The sequence below is a fragment of the Verrucosispora sp. WMMD1129 genome (genome assembly GCF_029581255.1).
Classification (GTDB): Bacteria; Actinomycetota; Actinomycetes; order Mycobacteriales; family Micromonosporaceae; genus Micromonospora; species Micromonospora sediminimaris.
Genome location: NZ_CP120741.1, coordinates 1,679,573 through 1,697,232, shown reverse-complemented (window position 1 = coordinate 1,697,232; position 17,660 = coordinate 1,679,573). Strand labels below are relative to the sequence as shown.

Sequence of the window (17,660 nt, the reverse complement as noted above, 5' to 3'; positions counted from 1 at the left end):
CCGACCTTTCACGCGTCGCGTCTGCGCAGCGCCGCTCGGCCGGCCAGCAGTGCCACGGCGGCCCAGCCGGCGAGCAGCAACAGTCCGACCACCGGTGGGTACGGTTGCCCGTCGCCGGCCAGGAGGTGTCTCCCGGCCTCGCCCGGAAGGGCGTCGGCGATCCGGTGCAGCGCGGTGATGTCCGGCTCGCGCAACGACAACGGCACGATCATCAGTACCGCGAGCAGCACCGTCAACGTCAGCACCGCGCTGCGCAGCACGGCGCCGAGGCCGAGCGCGAGGACACCGATCAACGCCAGGTAGGCGGCCAGGGCGACGACGTCGCGGAGGGTGCCGGCCGCCGGGGCGGCTCCCCATTCACCGAGCACCGGCGAAGCGACGAGTGCGCCGACCCCGCCGAGCAGCAACCCGAGCCCGAAGGTCACGGCCGCCGTCACGGCCGCCTTGGCCAGCAGTACGCGACCCCGCGACGGTGTGCACTGCAAGGTGGTCCGGATCGTTCCGGTGGTGAACTCGCTGGTGATCATGAGCAGGCCGAGGGCCAGCACGGCGTACTGGACCAGCTCCAGCGAGTCGACGAGTACGGTCCCCACCGGGACCACCCCGGCGTCGTCGCTCGGATCATCGTTGGTGTTGCCGTTGGCGACGTAGATCGCCAGCTGCCCGGCGGTGGCGGTCATCAGCACCACCGAGGCGAGCACCGTCCACCAGGTGCTGCGTACCGTCCGGAGTTTGGTCCACTCTGCGCGGATCGTCGTCATGCCGCACCTCCCGCGCCGGCCGCGTACTCGACGTGGTCGGCGGTCAGGGCCATGAAGGCCCGCTCCAGGGAGGCCTCCTCCGCGGCCAGCTCGTGCAGCGGCACCCCGAGTTTGTACGCCAGCTCGCCGACGCGCTCGACGGTGGCGCCGGTGACGGTCAGCTCGTCCGTTCCGCCGGACTCGACCACCGCACCGGCGGCGGTCAGCCGATCGGCGAGGGCCGCCAGCCCGGCCGGTCGCGGGCTGCGGACCCGTACGGCCAGTCCGCTGCCGGTGATCACCTCGGCAGTGGGCGCGTCGGCGATCAGCCGGCCCTGACCGAGCACCACCAACCAGTCAGCGGTCTGCTGCATCTCGCTCATCAGGTGGCTGGAGATCAGCACGGTGCGGCCCTCGGCGGCCAGGGACCGGCTGAGCTGCCGGATCCAGCGCACCCCGTCCGGGTCGAGGCCGTTCACCGGTTCGTCGAACATCAGCACCGGCGGGTCTCCGAGCAGGGCACCGGCGATGCCGAGCCGCTGACCCATCCCGAGGGAGAGCGCGCGAGCCGGCTTCGCCGCCGCCCGGTCGTCAAGCCCGACGGTGGCGAGCACCTCGTCCACCCGGCGTTCGGGTATGCCGTTGCTGGCGGCCATCGCGGACAGGTGGGCCCGCCCGGAGCGGGCGGGATGCAGGGCCCGCGCGTCAAGCAGCGCACCGATCTCGTGCAGTGGCCGGCGCAGCTCGCGGTACGGCCGCCCGCCGATCAGCGCCTGGCCGGCGGTGGGGCGGTCCAGTCCCAGGATCAGCCGCATGGTGGTCGACTTGCCGGCGCCGTTCGGCCCGAGGAAGCCGGTGACCCGGCCGGGACCGATGTCGACGGTCAACTCGTCGACAGCCGTGGTATCCCCGAACCGCTTGGTCAACGCACGTAACGTAATCATGCCGGGACGGTAGGTCGGTGACGATGGGGCCCGCCGTGCCCGAAAGGCAGCACCCGGCCCTGACTTTCGTCAACTCCCGCCCGGTTCAGCGGCGGACGACGAAGGTGTCGGGCATCCGGAAGGTGAGATTGTCGGGATAGTGGGGCGGGCGCAGCACGCGTACCCCGGTCAGCAGCGGTGCGGCCTCGCGCACCAGCGTGGTGGCTTCCATCCGGGCGAGTTGGTCGCCGACGCAGCGGTGCACGCCCGCCCCGAAAGCCAGATGCCGGCGTGACCCGCGCTGCCCCGGGCGGAACTCGTCCGGCGACTGCACGACCTCCGGGTCCCGTCCGGCGCGGGCCAGCCACAGCACCACGCTGGTACCCGCCCGCACCCCCGTCCCGCCCAGCGTGGTGTCCACGGCGGCGACCCGTCGCCAGGTGACGATCGGTGGTTCCAGCCGCAGCCCCTCCTCGACCACGTCGGCGACCGGCACCGAGCCGTCGCGTAGCCCGGCGAGCACCGCCGGCTCGGCGGTGAGCCGGTGCAGCAGCAGGGTGAGGAACTGCGAGGTGGTCTCCTGGCCGGCGACCAGCAGGAAGAACAGTGCGCCGACGACCACCTCGGGCGGGTGCCCGGCGGCGCGCAGGGACGCGGCCAGGCCGTCGCCGGTGGCCGCGAACTCCCGCAGCAACCGGTGGAAACGACCCACCTCGACGGCGAGCAGGTGTTGCCGGTCGGCGTCCAGCGGCGCCCAGAAGAGTTCCAGCGCTGCGCGGGCGAACTCCTTCACCGCCGCGACGGGTGCGTCGGGCAGGTCGACCAGCCGGGCCAGGACCAGCAGCGGTAGGTCGGCGGCGAGGCTCGCGTGCAGGTCGACAGGTGCGCCGGTGTCCAGGGTGGCGGTCAGTTCGGCGACCCGTTGCCGGACCAGCGCGGACAGCCACTCCCGTTGGGCGGCCACCCGGGTCGGGTGCAGGGCGTCGGCGACCAGGGCACGGATCTCCGGGTGGCTGGCGCCAGCGTTGTTGGCCAGCGTCGGCGGTAGCCGGAACCGGTGGGCGGCGAGCACCCGCAGCGCCGCCACCGGCATCGGGGTGACCGCGTCCAGCGCGTTGTCGGGTCGGAACGTCGTGGGGTCGGTGAGCACTTGGCGGACCAGGGCGTGCCGGGTCACCAGCAGGTGCTCGACGCCCACGTGATCGGCGACCCGGGCCACGTCGGGCCAGTGGGCGACGCCGGCCCCGGAGTCTGCCGGGACCTGCTCCCAGCTGCGGAACAGCACGGCGTCACGCTAGTCGGCCGCCTCCGGCCGCCCGGCGCGCAGCCGCCACACCGTGGTGCGCTTCACCCGTACGCTCTCCAGCGCCTCGCTGACCGGCACGTCGTAGGCGGCGAGTTCGTCGAAGCGTTCCCGGGGCAGGAAGGCCCGTCCCGGGTCGCCGACCAGCACCGACGCCCCGGCCCGGGTGGCGCGCAGCAGGAACCGCAGCACCCGGTTGGCCATCGCCTCGCTGTAGAAGACGTCGCCGGCCAGGATCACCTCGGCGTCGCCCGCGTCGCCGTCGAGGATGTCGCCGAGTTCGGCGTCCACGCGTACCTCGTTGGCCTCGGCGTTGAGCGCGACGGCCGCGACGGCAAGTTCGTCGACCTCCACGGCGCGGACGGCGGTCGCGCCGGCCCGGGCGGCGGCGATGGCCACCAGGCCGGAGCCGGAGGCCAGGTCGAGTACCCGGCGGCCGGCGACGGCCTCCGGGTGGTCGGTGACGTAGCGTGCCAGGCCCTGGCCGCCGGCCCAGGCAAAGGCCCAGAACGGTGGCGGCCGGTCGCTGCGGAACTCGCCCTCGGTCAGCTCCCACAACCCGATCGGCTCGTCCGCCTGGTGCAGCCGCACCTCGGGTACGAAGGCGACGGGGGCGAGCCGGGCGTGCAGCCGGACGAAGGCGGCGGAGAGCGCGGACATCCGGTGATTGTCCACCGTCACCGTGCCCGGCGTGTCGCGGGTGATCCGTAAGCGGTTCAATACCGTACGTGAAATCGGGCATCTTGCTTCACGGTACGTGCGAACACGCCCGTCTACCGGCTGGCCTCCCGCGCTCCTAGCGTTGCCAATGGAGGCGACCAACGGGAGGACGGATCGTGAAGAGGCTGTGGCGTTACACGCTACGGATCGGGGTGGCGCTGGCATGTCTCACCGGAGTGGACTTCGCCATGGCCGCGCCGGCGCACGCGGCGTTCGCCACCGAACTCGGCGGCCTGCCGGACCAGTTCACCGCCGGTGGGCGGGTGGCGACGATCTCCGCTGTGGTGTCCCGCGACGACCAGGGCGACTGCATCAAGGTGCGCTGGTCCCTGGTGCTGGGTGTGCAGGGGCTGCGACTGGACCAGGTGCGGGTGGATCGGATCGAGGAGACCGGCTCGTTCCCGGTGGAGGTGCGAGCCGAGGGTGACGCGGCACGGCTGACCGACCGTCAGCTCGACCCGGGCACGCTCTGCCCGGGGCGTACAGTCACCGCGCAGTACCGGATCGCGTTCGACCGGGACGCCGCCGGGGGACGGGTGAGCCTGGCCGCTGAGGCGTACGACCGGAACCTGCGGTTGCTGTCCCGTCAGACGGCGACCCGCGAGGTGGTGGGTCGGGGCGTGGAAGCCCGCCCGACGACCGCGTCACCCACCCCGTCCGAGGCGCCGACTGTGGATCCGACGGAGGAGCCGGTCGAGGTGCCGACGGTGGATCCGACCGAGGAGGAGAGCGAACCCGCCGACGACGCGGGGTACGCGGGTGGGGCGGCCGAACCGCCGGACGCCGACGCGGCCGGTAACCAGACCGGCAGCGGGCTGGGTCTGACCGAGGTGGCCTTCCTCCTCGGCGGTCTGCTGCTCTTCCTGGGGGTGGGCCTGCTGCTGCGGTTGCGGCAGCTGACTCGTGAGCCCGAGGCCGCGGTCGACGCCGGCGGTCCGATGCCCGACCGTTGGGAACGGCGGTCGGACCCGCGGAGCCGGTGGCGGACGGTACCCCGTGACGGCGGTTACCTGAGCTGATTCAAGCCACGGTGGGGCGGGCGGGCTGCCGTCCGTCCCACCGTGGCGTCCGGTCACGTCACGGGGCCCAGTCGGGGTCGCGACCGAAGGCGGCCAGTAGCCGGTCCTGTTCGCCGGCGCCGGCGGGCAGTTCGACCTCGGGCTGGACGAGCCCGTTGCTCCGGTAGTCCTCGACGTGGCGGGAGTACCAGCGGGCCGCCTCGGCGACCGCGTCGGCGTCCATCGTCGGATCCGCGCCGATCGCCACCGCCAGGTCCCAGCCGTGTACGAGGTGTTCGGCCAGCAGTTGGTGCAGGTACTCCTCGGCGGAGGTGGCGCCGGCCGACAGGTGCACCGTCCGGTCCAGGGTGCCCGGGCTGGTCGCGGCGACCTCGGCCTGCGCCGCGGCCTCGCGGGCGGTCTGGATCGGGTCGGCACCCAGCTGGTCGCCGTCGTAGCGGTCACCGACCTCGTCGATGGTGCGTCCGGCGAGCAGCGGCACGCTCCAGCGTTCCTCGTTGACCACGTGATTGACAAGTGTGCGGACGTCCCAGCCGGGGCAGGGGGTGGTGGCCGACCATTGGCCGGGGTGCACCTGTTCCACCCGGTCGGTGAACTCGGCCAGGCTGCGCCGGTACGTCTTCAGCAGCTCCATGCCGCCTTTGTTCCCGTCGGCGGCGCGGGTAACCCGCCGGATTCGGTGGCGCGGGTAACCGTCGGCTGCCCCGGCCGCCGACCGCGTCTGCCTATTCCAGCTGCTCGGGATCCAGTCCCAGTTCCCGGGCGGTCACCAGGCGCACCCACTCGGCGAACTGCCGGCGGGAAATCACCCGGTCGTGCACGGCGAGCTGCACCGCCAGGCCGTCCATCACGGCGCTGATCCGCCAGGCCGCGCCGGCCGGGTCGGTGCAGACGAAGCTGCCCTCCCGGACCCCGTCGGCGATCACCGTGGCGAGGTCCTGCCGCCACCGCAGGTCAAGCTTGCGGGAGACCTTCTCCAACTCGGGGGTACGCAGGGACTCCGCCCAGCCGTCGATCCACATGGACCAGGAGGTGGCGCGCCCGGCCGGGGTGTAGAGGCGCAGGATGCGGCGGAGCTTGCTCAGCGGCGGGGCGCTGGAGCGGGTGACCGCGTCGAGTCGGGCCAGATCCTGCTCGACGGCGTACGCGAAGGCCTGGGCGAGCAGTCGTTCCTTCGTGGCAAAGTGGTAGAAGACAAGTGCCTGGCTCACCCCGGCGGCCTGCGCCACATCGGCCGTGCGGGTGTTCGCCAGCCCGCGCTGCCCGATCACGTCACATGCGGTGCGCAGCAGGGCATCCAGGCGGATTTCCGCCGCACGTCTCGTCACGCCCGTCACCGTATCCGATCGAAACGGATACGGCCGGTCACCAAACCCCCGTTGATCCTGCTTACGACAGTCGGAAGCCGGACAGTTCCGGACTCGCCGGGACGGGAGCCCGATTTGGCATCCGTTCCACCGCTCGGCTAGAGTTCTCATCCGTCACCGGGTATTCCCGGGGCGTGCGGACGTAGCGCAGTTGGTAGCGCATCACCTTGCCAAGGTGAGGGTCGCGGGTTCGAGTCCCGTCGTCCGCTCGGAGCTGCCGCCACGCGTGACGGGGGCAACCTCGGTGGGGTGGCCGAGAGGCGAGGCAACGGCCTGCAAAGCCGTGTACGCGGGTTCAAATCCCGTCCCCACCTCGGTAAGAACAGCAAGGGCGATTGGCGCAGTGGGAGCGCGCTTCCTTGACACGGAAGAGGTCACTGGTTCAAACCCAGTATCGCCCACCAGTAAATGAAGGCCCGTTACCGGAGATCCGGTAGCGGGCCTTTCCCATGTCTCAGTCGTACCCCCGCGTGAGCGGGTTGACGCTCCATTGGTCAGTCCTGCATAGTCAGCATTGACTAAGGGAGTGGTGGTGGACCGACGTCGGAGAGTGCCCAACCCGCTGGCCCTGGCCGTGCTGGCCTGGCTGATGTGGGAGCCGATGCACCCCTACGAGCTGGGTCGACGGCTCAAGCAGACCGGTCAGGACAAGCTCATCCGGTACACCCGCAGCTCCCTTTACATGGTCATCGAACAGCTCGCCCGGGCCGGGTTCGTCACCGCGCAGGAGACGGTCCGGGACAGCGCCCGCCCCGAGCGCACGGTGTACGCGATCACCGAAGAGGGCCGGCACGAGGTGCACGACTGGCTGCGCTCCCTGCTCGCCCAGCCCCGCGACGAATATCCGCACTTCGCCGTCGCCCTGTCGCTGCTCAGCCTGCTCCCGCCCGACGAGGCGGTCGAGGTGCTGCGCCGCCGGTCGGCGGCGCTGGCCGGCCGGATCGAGGAGACCCGCACGACCATGGAGGAGGCCCGCGCCGACGGCGTCGCCTGGATCTTCCTGGTCGAGGAGCAGTACGCGCTCGCGTTGCTGGAGGCCGAGCGCCGGTTCGTCACCGAGCTGATCGAGTCACTCAAGCAGCCGGACTATGCGAAGTCCTGGCAGGAGACCATGGGGGGTCGCGCATGACATCCGTCCGAACCGCGCTGGTGATCGGTGGCGGGATTGCCGGGCCGGTTACCGCGATGGCGCTGGGCCGGGCCGGGATCGAGGCCACGGTCCACGAGGCGTACCCGTCGGCGGCCGAGGGGAGCGGAGTCACCCTGACCATGGCACCCAACGGCCTGGCCGCGTTGCGCTGGGTCGATGCCGAGCGGGCCGTCGAGGAAGTGGGGCTGCCCATGCGACGGACCGTGGTCACCGACGGTCGCGGAGGCCGCATCGGCGCCTTCCCGCACGTGGCGGTGGAACCGGTCACGCTGGGGCTGTGGCGTGACGACCTGGCCCGGGTGCTGCGCGAACGGGCCGAGGCGCAGGGCGTGCGCATCGTGTACGACAAGCGACTGGTCGACGCCGAACAGCGCGCCGACGGCGTGTTCGCCCGGTTCGCGGACGGCTCCACGGCCAGCGCCGACGTGCTGATCGGCGCGGACGGCATCCGCTCCCGGGTGCGTACGCTCATCGACCCGCAGGCACCCGGGCCGCAGGTGCTGCCCCTGCTGAACCTCGGTGGCGCGGCCCGGTACGCGGTGCCCGACGCCGATCCGGAGGCGATGTACTTCGTCTTCGGTTCCCGTGCCTTCTTCGGCTACTGGGTGCAGCCCGACGGTCGCACGGCCTGGTTCGCCAACGTGCCGGATCACCGACCGACCAGCTACGCCGAGGCGAGCCAGATTCCGCGATCGCAGTGGTTGCACCGGCTCCGCGAGGTGTTTGCCGACGACGTGCCGGCCCGGCAGGTGCTCGCCCACACCGAGCCGGACGACCTGGTGGCCATCGGATCGATCGAGAGCATGCCGTCGGTGCCGCGTTGGCACGACGGTCGGATGGCGCTTGTGGGCGACGCGGTGCACGCGCCGTCACCGAGTTCCGGCCAGGGCGCGTCACTGGCCGTGGAGAGCGCCGTGCAGTTGGCCCGCTGCCTGCGGGACCACCCCGACGTGCCGGCCGCGTTCGACGCGTACGAGCGGCTGCGCCGTGGGCGGGTCGAGAAGGTGCTCCGGCGGGGACGGCAGACGACGTCCACCAAGACGGTCGGCCCGGTCGCGAAGCGGATGATGCGGCTCATGATGCCGTTGGCGTTGCGTACCTTCCTCGACCCGGAGCGGATGCTCGGCCCGGAGCAGCGCTACCGGATCGACTGGGACGCGCCGGTCGCCACGGAACTCGCCGCCGGCCGCTCCTGAGTCGATGAGCCGCGCGCCGCGCCGGGTCGCCGACGCGTGGCGGTGGCGGCACCGTCCGGTGACCGCCACCGCCCGCAGCCGGTCACATCGGCGGCGCGACGTCCCGCCGCTCCTCGACCCGGCGGTACTCCACCGGCTCCTCCGTGGTGGTGGCGACCGTCTGGCGACGGCGGCCCCAGACGAGCGTGGTCAGGATCAGGCCGAGCACGCCGGCGGCCATCAGGATCCAGCCGACCACGTCCAAATCGAGCCCGCCGATGCTGGCGTTGACCGCGAAGGTGAGGATGGCGCCGAGCGCCAACAGGAAAATGCTGGTGCCGATACCCATGACAGCCTCCTTTGTCCGGGGGGTGCGGTGTGCTGTCGGGAGGGCTCTGTACCCGGGTCGGGAGCGGCGCAATCACCGGCGGTCGGGGGCGGCGCCTCCGGCGATCTTGTCATCGGGTAGAGTTGCCCCGTCGCCGGCACAGCCGGAGGCAGTGCGGACGTAGCGCAGCTGGTAGCGCATCACCTTGCCAAGGTGAGGGTCGCGGGTTCGAATCCCGTCGTCCGCTCGCGGTCCGGCCGCACCCTGGGGTGCCGCCGGTCTCCACGGGCGATTGGCGCAGTGGGAGCGCGCTTCCTTGACACGGAAGAGGTCACTGGTTCAAACCCAGTATCGCCCACCAGCACTCGCTGGCCTCCGAGCGCACCACCCGCCAGCACCTCAAGCTGCGCAGGCATATGTGTCATCGTTGGCGGCCGACTGCCAGTCCTGCCTGTTCGCTATGCCGTCGAGCCTGCCGTTGGCGCGGATCCCGTCAACTACCTCAAACCAACCTCTGGTGAGCATCGCCATCGAGGAATCCTGCAACTCCTGCCGCTCGACCGGATCGCTGGGCATGACAACGTGGGGATACCAGTAGCCGACGGCCGACAGGTCGTTGCGCGACACCCGGTCGTCGGGGTTGTTGCTGTGCGCGGCCGTGTCCACGAGACGCAGCCACTTGAGAATCTTCTTCGCTGCCTGCTTGCAGCTGGTCATGCTCACCGCTTGTGCGGGTGCGGCCGCCGTGGCGACGACTCCGCCGGACACAGCCAGGGACAGCGCGGCCGCGATGGCAGCGCGCCGTAACAACGATGGTCTACGCACGAGGAACTCCCTCAGTCGCGAATGGATGCACTGAGTCTTGCCGTCGGGTCCATGGGGGTCGATCCCGCCAGCTACCCGGACGAACTCGCTTCAGCAGGATCGACAAACCGAATGCCGGCTGGTACGGGAATGCGGTTTCGGGTTGTGCCGCATTCGGTCCAGCCGATTCGAGTCGCGCCCTGGATCTTCGATCCGGGCCGTCCACCAGCAGTGTTGTATATCGCCGGCAGCGCACAGCCGCGCTGGCGCTCAGGCTCGGAAGGTCCGCCGATAGGTGTCCGGTGGTACGCCGATCACGCGGTGGAAGTGCCGGCGCAACGTGGTCGCCGTCCCCATGCCGGCGGCCGAGGCGATGGTGTCGATGCTGTCGTCGGTGCTCTCCAGCAGCTCCTGTGCGCGACGGATCCGCTGCGTCAGCAGCCACTGGAGCGGGGTCGTGCCGGTCACCGAGCGGAACTGGCGGGTCAGCTGGCGGGAGCTGAGACTCGCCTGGCGGGCCAGATCCTCGACGGTGAGCGGCTGGTCCAGGCGGCGCATCACCCAGGGAAGCAGCTCGGTCAGGGGACGGCCGTCCCGGGCGGGTACCGGTGTGCTGACGAACTGGGCCTGACCACCGGCCCGGTGCGGTGGCACGACCAGGCGGCGGGCGACCACGTTGGCGATCGCCGGGCCGTGATCGCGGCGGACCAGGTGCAGGCACAGGTCCATGGCCGCGGCCTTGCCGGCGGAGGTGAGCACGCGGCCGTTGTCGACGTAGAGCACGTCCGGGTCGACAGTCACCCTCGGATAGCGCGCGGCCAGCTCCCGGGTGTGGGCCCAGTGCGTCGTCGCCCGCCGCCCGTCCAGCAGGCCGGCGGCGGCCAGCACGAACACGCCCGTGCAGAGGGAGACCACCCGCGCACCCGATTCGTACGCCGTACGCACCGCCTCGACCAGCTCGCCGGGAGGCTCCTTTTCGACGTCCACCAGGGCGGGAACGATCATGGTGTCGGCGGCTGCCAACCGGTCGAGCCCATGGTCCGGCTTCAGCAGGAACCGGCCGACGTGGACGGGGCGCGTGCCACACACCTGGGCGTTGTACCAGGGGCCGGGCACGGCGTCCGGCGCGGAGCCGAAGACTTCGCAGGCCAGCGCCAGTTCGAAGTGCAGCATCCCGTCGGTGGCGGCGATCGCGACGGAGTGCGGGGCGACGCTCATGTCGGAAATTGTACGGGCCGTGTCGTTCCGGACTCTCGTCCCGCCTCGTCGGCCCCGGCAGAGTCATGCCCAGAAGATCACGTGGAACGGCGAGCAGGGGGCAGGCATGGGAGCGGGGCGAGAGGTGGCGGTGTTCGGCGCGTACGGGCACACCGGCCGGTTCGTGGTGGCGGAGTTGTGCGAGCGTGGGTACGTGCCGCTGCTGCTCGGCCGCGACCAGGACAAGCTGCTGGCGTTGGCGCGGACCCGACCGGGGCTGGAAACGCGACAGGCGGCGGTCGACGATCCGGCCTCCCTCGAGCGCGCGCTGCACGGCGCGACCGCTGTGATCAACTGTGCCGGGCCGTTCGCCTCCACCGCCGCCGCGCTGGTGGCGGCGGCGCTGCGCGCCGGCATCCCGTACGTCGACGTGGCTGCGGAGATCGAGGCGAACCTGGACACGTTCCGGCGCTTCGCGGCACCGGCCCGCGCCGCGGGCATCGCGGTGGTCCCGGCGATGGCCTTCTTCGGCGGTCTCGGCGACCTGTTGGTCACCACCGTTCTGGACGACGCGGCGGCGGCGGACGAGGTGCACATCGCCTACGGCCTGAGCAGTTGGCGACCCACCCCCGGAACTCGCGCGTCGGGCGCGGTGTCGGCACGGCGGCGAGGTGACCGCCGGGTCCGCTACACGGGCGGGCAACTGGAGTACCACGACGACGCGCTGCCGAGCCTGGAGTGGCCCTTCCCGGCTCCGCTGGGCCGGCAACGGGTCATCGGGGACTTCACGATGGCCGACGTCGTCACCGTGCCCAGCCACCTGACCGTCCCCAGGGTGCGCACCTACATGGCGGCCACTGCGGCGGCGGACCTGTCCGCTGCGGACGCGTCGAGGCCTACCCCGGTCGATGAGCGCGGCCGATCCGCGCAGACCTTCGTCGTCGACGTTCTCGTCCGAGCCGGCGGTACGCACCGGCGCCTGGCGGCGACGGGTCAGGACATCTACGCGATCAGCGCGCCCCTCGCGGTGGAGGCCGTCGACCGCATCCTCACCGGCCGGACCAGGGCCGTCGGCGTCGCCTCGGCGGGCGCGATGTTCGACGCGCCAGATTTCCTCGCCGCCCTGTCCCCGTGCCTGTCGCTGCATGTTCCGTCCGAACCCGCGCCGGTGGGCCTCGGTCCGGGGTCGTCCCGCCCGCGATGATCGGCGGCCAAATGGTCGGTCACCGTCGAGCGTGGACCTGCTCCGGACGGAGCCACCGCAGCGGTCCCGACGGGCCGATTACCGGTCGGCGGCCTCAGCGGCCGTCGGCGCTGGTGGGCAGGGCGAAGCGCCAGCCGTCCGCGTGCAGGGCGGGGATGGCCCGGTCGACGGCGTCGACGGTCTGGCTGCGGTCGCCGCCGCCGTCATGCAGCAGCACCACCGCGCCCGGGGCGACGCCCTCAATGAGGCGTCGCAGCAACTCGTCGGTGCCGGGCGGTTCCCAGTCGGTCACGGCGAGCCGCCAGCCCATCGGTCGCATCCCCAGCGCCGTGGCCACGCCGGGCGTCTGGCCCCAGGCCCCGTACGGTGCCCGGAAGTAGGGGACCCGGACGTGCGGGACGGCGTGCCGGATGACGGCGTTGGTCTCCAGCAGGTCCGAGGCGATCCGCCCGGCGGCCCAGGCGCCCATGTCGTCGTGGTGCATGCTGTGGTTGCCCAGCGCATGCCCGGCCGCGACGATCCGGCGCACCAGCCCGGGGTGCTCGATGACCCGGTCGCCCTGAAGGAAGAAGACCGCCCGGACGTCGTGGGCGGCCAAGATGTCGAGCAGGTGCGGGGTGTGCTCCGGGTGCGGTCCGTCATCGAAGGTGAGGCAGACGACCCGTTCGGTGCCGATCACCTCGGTGGGCCGTACCGGTGGCGGTCCGACGCCCAGCCTGGACGCGGCAGGCGGGGGACGCAGGGGCTGCGTGGTGGACGACATCGATCGGACCTTCCGCTGGTGGGCCGTGTGGGGCGCTTGGCGCCCCACACGGCCCGCTGGTGGTGGATGGCTGGTCCGCCCGCCGGGACGAGGGTCAGCGGCGGGGCTTGGGTGCGATGCGGGGCAGGACGTACGGCGGGCCGGCGAGGATCAGGTCGGACTTGATCTCGTGGTAGGCCAGCTTTGGCTGGTAGTTCTCGTCCATGATGGTGGCCAGGCCCTCCGGCGGGTCGTCGAACCAGCCCGGCACCCAGGAGTGCTTGTCGCTGAAGCCCCAGACGGTGTACGAGAGGCAGCTGCGCACGGCCAGGCAGGCCTTCATCAGCACGCTGTGGTTGGCGGCCGACGCCTGCAACCGGGGGTTGATCTCCTCGGAGTTGCCGGCCTGGACCGCCTCGGTCATCTGGCTGCGGACGTCCACCTCGGTGAACGCGGTCGCCACCCCGAGCGAGGTGAACTTCTTCAGCGCCTCGGTCACCTGGAAGGTGTTGAAGTTGCCGTACTGGGTGCCGAGGTGGCCCTGCGCGCCGACACCGTCGATCGGTACGCCCTGGGAACGCAGCCGCTTGACCATGTCGTAGACGAACTGGGTCTTGTCGTCGGCCGGGTTGCCGGAGCCGAACGCCTCGATGTTGTAGTCGTTGTAGAACAGCAGCGCCTTGGGATCGGCGGCGCGGGCCCACCGGAACGCGTCAGCGATGTAGTCGGGCCCGAGGTTCTCGGCCCAGAAACCCTTGTAGTGCAGGGTGGGCGGAGTGTCCCAGGGGTCGCTGACCGCCTCGTTGACGACGTCCCACTGCCAGATCTTGCCCTTGTAGCGCTTGACCACCGTGGTGATGTGCTTGCGCAGCAGCTCGCGCAGCTCCTGCTTGCTGATGGAGCCGTCGGCGACCCCTTCGGTCAGCCACTGCGGCAGCTGGTTGTGCCAGACGAGCACGTGACCTCGTACGCTCTGGCGGTTGCGCTTGGCGAAGTTGATGAGCTGGTCGGCCGGCTCCCAGTTGTAGGTGCCGCGGGTGGGTTCGAGGCTCTCCCACTTCATGGCGTTCTCGGCGGTGACCGAGACGAACTCGGATCCGGCGATCTTGCGGTACTCCGGGTCAGCGCTGTCATTGAGGGCGTCCGCGCTGACCGCGGTGCCGATCTGTAGGCCGTGACGCAGGCCGAGGGCGCCCAGGGTCTTCGCGGTCGGGTCGTACGGCCGGCCGGCCGTGGCCGGCACCATGTTCAAAGTCGCAGCGGTCGCGACGGCGACCGCTCCGACGGCCATCCACCGTCTCAACTTCATCTGCATTCCTCTCGATCCTCAATCGACATAGGTCGATCATGAAGCGCCGGTTCGGGCCGGTGCTGAGCAGGTTGGCAGCGGTGCGCGGCGCCATGGCCGGAGGTGTCACGTGGTCGCGGAGGGCGCCGATATTTTTCCGGATGTCGATCGGTAACTTGGTCGAAACGTTAGGGCCATCGATGGCCGCAGTCAACCACGAAAACTTCCGGAAGCAGCCCGTGTGCACTGCTGGAACGTCCGGTTTACAACCGGAAACTTCCGGATCCAACCTCGGCTCCGTGCCCTCGGATCGGCGCCCTGCCCCGTACGAAGTGGCCGGGCCGGCTCGCTCCCGCGGGTTCCGTGGACGGGGTCGAGCCGGCCCGGGGCTAGGGCCCGCCGGGGGCAGGTCGGTCGGACGGCGTACGTCGCCGGTCGATGAGGATCAGTGTTCGAGATAGGTGGCGTGATCGAAGTCGGCGTAGCGCCCGTCGCCGCCGATGTCCTGCACCCAGAGGCCGAGCAGGGCACCGGTGAAGCCCCAGGCCGCCGGTTCGCCGTCGACGATCCGGGCCGCGTGTTCGTCCGACAGGATGGTGGCGTCCAGTTCCACCGGCAGTCGCCGCCAACCGTCACCGAGGTCGTACGCGAAGTGCAGTACCGGGCCGTCGAAGGTGACCCGCAGGCCCACCCGCAGCCGGCCGCCGGTGTCGACGGTCAGGTGCGGGTACGCGGTGCGGTGGCCACCGTCGCAGCTGAGCAGCTCCAGCACCGACCGTCCGTCGTCGGCCCGGGTCAGGTAGAGGTGGTGCCAGTTCTCAGTGTTGTAGTAGCCGGTGATGCCCGCCAGGTGCCGATGGTCGCCCGGGTCGAACTCGACGACGGTCTCCAGCGAGCAATGGACCGCACCCACCGGTCGTGCCACCAGGCTAGGCGTCTGCTTACCGACGGGGGACTGGCCACCGTGCACCCGCAGGTGCGACGGGCGGGAGCGCAGGTCGATCCAGTCGTCCGTCGCCGGTCGGCGCAGGGTCGACCAGCCGGCGCCCAGCTGCGGAGCGTCGAAGTGGTCGGTGGCCGGCTCGTCGGGCCACGGATGGGCCGGCAGGTCCGGGGCGGGGATCTCGTCGGCCGGCACCCGGCCGGACACGCACGGCCAGCCCCCCGGTGACCAGTCGACCTTCTGGAGCGCGGTTTCCCGCCCGAGCACGCAGTTGCCGAGGGGCGTGTAGGGACGGGCCACCAGGTGGGCCAAATACCACTCACCACGCTGGGTGCGGACCAGACTGCCGTGGCCGGCCTTCTGCAGCGTCAGCTCCGGCCGGCCGACAGAGGTGAGCAGGGGCCCGGCCGGGTCCACCTCGTACGGCCCGAACAGCTCTCGCGACCGGGCCACGGTGACCTGGTGCTCCCAGCTGGTGCCGCCCTCGGCGGTGACCAGCCAGTACCAGCCGTCGTGCCGGTAGAGGTGCGGTCCCTCGGTCAGCCCCACCTCGGTGCCGGTGAAGATGATCCGGGGTCGGCCGACCAGTTGCCGTCGGGCCGGGTCATACTGCTGAATCTCGATGCCACCGAAGCGGTCACGCCCCGGCCGCCAGTCAGCACTCATCGCCAGCAGCCAGGAGGTGCCGTCGTCGTCGTGGAACAGCGCGGCGTCGAAGCCGTGCGAGTGCAGCCGTACCGGGTCCGACCATGGTCCCGTGATGGTCGGCGCGGTGGTGAGGAAGTTCTGTGCGTCCCAGTAACCGCTGGCGAAGCTGGCGACGTCGCTGTAGACCAGGTAGAACAGTCCGTCGTGGTATGTGAGGTCGGGTGCCCAGATCCCGTTGGAGTCGCCGCACCCGCGCAGGTCGAGCAGGCGTCGTTCGGTGATGATCCCGCCGAGCTCCCGCCAGTGGACGAGATCCTTCGAGTGGTGCACCCGTACGCCGGGGTACCACTCGAACGTCGAGGTCGCCAGATAGTAGTCGTCATCGACCCGCAGGATGGACGGATCCGGATGGAAGCCGGTGAGGACGGGGTTGCGGATCGACCGGGCGATAGCCACGTCTGCGATCTCGGTCGACATGTTCGACTCCTTCAGGTCACGATCCCGGTTAATTCCCGGAAATACTCCGGAAGTGCCAAGATTGCGCTCACGGTATCGGCTGGCGTCCCCTCGCGACACCCCCTTGACCGGCGACGCAAGCCCGTCGTAACGTGCCGGCCATCACGTCGAAAATACCGGTATCGAAGCGAAACTTGCGATCCCGTTTTCATGGCCGCCGCTGAGTGCGGTGGTGTTCCCTCCGCGTAACTACGCCTCCCCGAAGGGATGAACCATGACATCGCACCTCTCCCGCCGGTCGCTGCTGGGGTTGGCCGGCGCGGGCGCCGGCGCACTCCTGCTCGGCGCCTGCGGGGATGGGGACAGCGGCGCTTCCGCGAACCCGCAGAAGATCAGATGGTGGCACGTCCAGGACGCCGAGCCGATGCTCAGCGTCTGGGCAGACCTGGCTCGGCAGTACGAGAACGAGCACACCCACGTCACCGTCGAGGTACAGCCGTTGGAGGTCGAGGCGTTCAAGACCAAGCTGAACGGGGCGGTCGAGGCGGCGATGCCACCGGACCTGTTCCAGTCGTGGGGCGGCGGAGCACTGCAACAGCAGGTCGAGGCCGGCCTGGTCAAGGACATCACCAGCGAGGTCCAGGGTTGGATCGGTCAGCTGCTGCCCGCCTCGTTGCAGCCGTACACGGTGAACGACAAGATCTACGGAATTCCGTTCGACATCGGCATGGTCGGCTTCTGGTACAACCGGGACCACTTCGCCAAGGCCAACATCGAGACGCCGCCGAAGACCTGGGGCGAGTTGCTGGAAGTGGTCAACAAGCTCAAGGCCGTCAACATCGCTCCGATCGCGCTCGGCGGCAAGGACAAGTGGCCCGGGCACTACTACTGGGCGTACCTGGCGATGCGGATCGGCGGTCTCGAGGCGCTGCAGCGCGCGGCCGAGGACCGCAACTTCGACACGCCGGTCTTCATCGCCGCTGGCGAACGCCTCCGGGAACTTGTCGACATGCAGCCGTTCCAGAAGGGCTACCTGCGCGCGGAGTACGGGTCCGAGACCGGACAGGCCGCGACGATGGGCAACGAGGAGGCCGCCATGGAGCTGATGGGCCAGTGGGCACCGTCGGTGCAGGCGTCCTCCTCGACCAGCAAGCGCGGCCTCGGTGACCGCCTCGCCTTCTTCCCCTTCCCGGCCGTCGAGGACGGCAAGGGCTCGGCCACCGACGCGTTCGGTGGCGGCAACGGCTTCGTGGTCGGCCGCGACGCACCGCCCGCAACCGTGGAGTTCCTGCGGACGCTGCTGCAGGCGAGGAACCAGCGCCGGGCCGCACAGACCGGCGCGGTGCTGCCCACCAACCAGGCCGCGGTCGGCGGGATCAAGGACCTGAACAACCAGGTCGTGGCGGCGAACCTGGGCATCGCGACCGGCTTCCAGCTCTACCTCGACCAGGCGTACCCGCCAGCGGTGGGTCAGCAGGTGAACGAGAGTGTGGCACAGCTGATCGCCGGCACGAAGCGGCCGGACCAGATCGTCAAGGACATCACCAGGGTCGCGAAGAAGCAGTAGCGGGCGTCGCCGGCGCTCGGGCACCGCGCCGTCGCCGTACGTCAGCCTGTCGGCGCTCCTGCCGGCGGCGGTGAGGGTTGAGCGAA

General features: G+C 70.7%; 17 protein-coding genes and 5 tRNA genes. 10 read left to right on the top strand and 12 right to left on the bottom strand.

Annotated elements, in window-relative coordinates:
* Window positions 1–8: 8 nt before the first annotated feature.
* From O7624_RS07650 to O7624_RS07635, 4 genes are all read right to left on the bottom strand, one after another.
* Window positions 9–761, bottom strand: coding sequence for an ABC transporter permease (locus O7624_RS07650; RefSeq protein WP_282239485.1), 753 nt, complete (start codon window positions 759–761; stop codon window positions 9–11).
* Window positions 758–1,684 carry an ATP-binding cassette domain-containing protein gene (locus tag O7624_RS07645; RefSeq protein ID WP_282239484.1) on the bottom strand — a complete coding sequence of 309 codons (927 nt, stop codon included), beginning with the start codon at window positions 1,682–1,684 and terminating at the stop codon, window positions 758–760. The genes O7624_RS07650 and O7624_RS07645 overlap by 4 nt, the downstream gene beginning before the upstream one ends.
* 85 nt (window positions 1,685–1,769) lie before the next feature.
* Window positions 1,770–2,948: a cytochrome P450 gene (locus O7624_RS07640; RefSeq protein WP_282239483.1), complete on the bottom strand. Its 1,179-nt coding sequence runs from the start codon at window positions 2,946–2,948 to the stop codon at window positions 1,770–1,772.
* Window positions 2,949–2,957: 9 nt separating this feature from the next.
* A complete protein-coding gene (locus tag O7624_RS07635; RefSeq protein ID WP_093403190.1) occupies window positions 2,958–3,626 on the bottom strand; it encodes a 50S ribosomal protein L11 methyltransferase in 669 nt (222 codons plus the stop codon).
* 176 nt (window positions 3,627–3,802) lie between these two features.
* Here O7624_RS07635 and O7624_RS07630 point away from each other — a divergent pair, with 176 nt between their 5' ends.
* Window positions 3,803–4,705 (top strand): hypothetical protein, encoded by a 903-nt coding sequence (locus O7624_RS07630; RefSeq protein WP_282239482.1) that lies wholly within the window; start codon window positions 3,803–3,805, stop codon window positions 4,703–4,705.
* A gap of 58 nt (window positions 4,706–4,763) precedes the next feature.
* Here the strand turns inward: O7624_RS07630 and O7624_RS07625 are convergent, their stop codons facing one another.
* Both O7624_RS07625 and O7624_RS07620 read right to left on the bottom strand, forming a co-directional pair.
* Window positions 4,764–5,339, bottom strand: coding sequence for a TIGR03086 family metal-binding protein (locus O7624_RS07625; RefSeq protein ID WP_093402888.1), 576 nt, complete (start codon window positions 5,337–5,339; stop codon window positions 4,764–4,766).
* Between the two features lie 91 nt (window positions 5,340–5,430).
* Complete coding sequence (locus O7624_RS07620; protein ID WP_093402889.1) at window positions 5,431–6,033, bottom strand: TetR/AcrR family transcriptional regulator; 603 nt, start codon at window positions 6,031–6,033, stop codon at window positions 5,431–5,433.
* Window positions 6,034–6,208: 175 nt separating this feature from the next.
* On the opposite strand from O7624_RS07620, the gene O7624_RS07615 reads away from it, so the two are divergent.
* From O7624_RS07615 to O7624_RS07595, 5 genes are all read left to right on the top strand, one after another.
* Window positions 6,209–6,281: transfer RNA gene (locus O7624_RS07615), tRNA-Gly, on the top strand.
* A gap of 34 nt (window positions 6,282–6,315) precedes the next feature.
* A tRNA-Cys gene (locus O7624_RS07610) sits at window positions 6,316–6,386 on the top strand.
* A 15-nt stretch (window positions 6,387–6,401) separates the two neighbouring features.
* Window positions 6,402–6,476: transfer RNA gene (locus O7624_RS07605), tRNA-Val, on the top strand.
* Between the two features lie 128 nt (window positions 6,477–6,604).
* Entirely contained in the window at window positions 6,605–7,201 is a 597-nt protein-coding gene (locus O7624_RS07600) for a PadR family transcriptional regulator (RefSeq protein WP_093403192.1), read from the top strand.
* The gene (locus tag O7624_RS07595) at window positions 7,198–8,418 is read left to right on the top strand and encodes an FAD-dependent monooxygenase (RefSeq protein WP_282239481.1); all 1,221 of its coding nucleotides are present in this window, start codon (window positions 7,198–7,200) and stop codon (window positions 8,416–8,418) included. The genes O7624_RS07600 and O7624_RS07595 overlap by 4 nt, the downstream gene beginning before the upstream one ends.
* Before the next feature lie 82 nt (window positions 8,419–8,500).
* Here the strand turns inward: O7624_RS07595 and O7624_RS07590 are convergent, their stop codons facing one another.
* Window positions 8,501–8,746 (bottom strand): DUF6458 family protein, encoded by a 246-nt coding sequence (locus O7624_RS07590; protein WP_093402891.1) that lies wholly within the window; start codon window positions 8,744–8,746, stop codon window positions 8,501–8,503.
* 153 nt (window positions 8,747–8,899) lie between these two features.
* Between O7624_RS07590 and O7624_RS07585 the strand changes: the two genes are divergently transcribed.
* Both O7624_RS07585 and O7624_RS07580 read left to right on the top strand, forming a co-directional pair.
* Window positions 8,900–8,972: transfer RNA gene (locus O7624_RS07585), tRNA-Gly, on the top strand.
* Window positions 8,973–9,011: 39 nt separating this feature from the next.
* Window positions 9,012–9,086: transfer RNA gene (locus O7624_RS07580), tRNA-Val, on the top strand.
* 38 nt (window positions 9,087–9,124) lie between these two features.
* On the opposite strand, the gene O7624_RS07575 is transcribed toward O7624_RS07580, so the two are convergent.
* Window positions 9,125–9,550: a hypothetical protein gene (locus tag O7624_RS07575; protein WP_282239480.1), complete on the bottom strand. Its 426-nt coding sequence runs from the start codon at window positions 9,548–9,550 to the stop codon at window positions 9,125–9,127.
* A 249-nt stretch (window positions 9,551–9,799) separates the two neighbouring features.
* The gene (locus O7624_RS07570; RefSeq protein WP_282239479.1) at window positions 9,800–10,747 is read right to left on the bottom strand and encodes a helix-turn-helix domain-containing protein; all 948 of its coding nucleotides are present in this window, start codon (window positions 10,745–10,747) and stop codon (window positions 9,800–9,802) included.
* Between the two features lie 106 nt (window positions 10,748–10,853).
* On the opposite strand from O7624_RS07570, the gene O7624_RS07565 reads away from it, so the two are divergent.
* The gene (locus O7624_RS07565) at window positions 10,854–11,930 is read left to right on the top strand and encodes a saccharopine dehydrogenase NADP-binding domain-containing protein (protein WP_282239478.1); all 1,077 of its coding nucleotides are present in this window, start codon (window positions 10,854–10,856) and stop codon (window positions 11,928–11,930) included.
* Between the two features lie 94 nt (window positions 11,931–12,024).
* Here the strand turns inward: O7624_RS07565 and O7624_RS07560 are convergent, their stop codons facing one another.
* The 3 genes from O7624_RS07560 to O7624_RS07550 all read right to left on the bottom strand — a co-directional run bounded on the left by O7624_RS07560 (window position 12,025) and on the right by O7624_RS07550 (window position 16,028).
* Window positions 12,025–12,693, bottom strand: a complete 669-nt coding sequence (locus O7624_RS07560) for a polysaccharide deacetylase family protein (RefSeq protein WP_282239477.1) — start codon at window positions 12,691–12,693, stop codon at window positions 12,025–12,027.
* A 94-nt stretch (window positions 12,694–12,787) separates the two neighbouring features.
* A complete protein-coding gene (locus tag O7624_RS07555) occupies window positions 12,788–13,981 on the bottom strand; it encodes an endo-1,4-beta-xylanase (RefSeq protein WP_093403193.1) in 1,194 nt (397 codons plus the stop codon).
* 424 nt (window positions 13,982–14,405) lie between these two features.
* On the bottom strand, window positions 14,406–16,028 hold the full coding sequence (locus O7624_RS07550; RefSeq protein WP_093402896.1) for a glycoside hydrolase family 43 protein: 1,623 nt from the start codon (window positions 16,026–16,028) through the stop codon (window positions 14,406–14,408).
* 253 nt (window positions 16,029–16,281) lie between these two features.
* Between O7624_RS07550 and O7624_RS07545 the strand changes: the two genes are divergently transcribed.
* Window positions 16,282–17,574, top strand: a complete 1,293-nt coding sequence (locus O7624_RS07545) for an extracellular solute-binding protein (protein WP_093402897.1) — start codon at window positions 16,282–16,284, stop codon at window positions 17,572–17,574.
* Window positions 17,575–17,660: the final 86 nt, after the last annotated feature.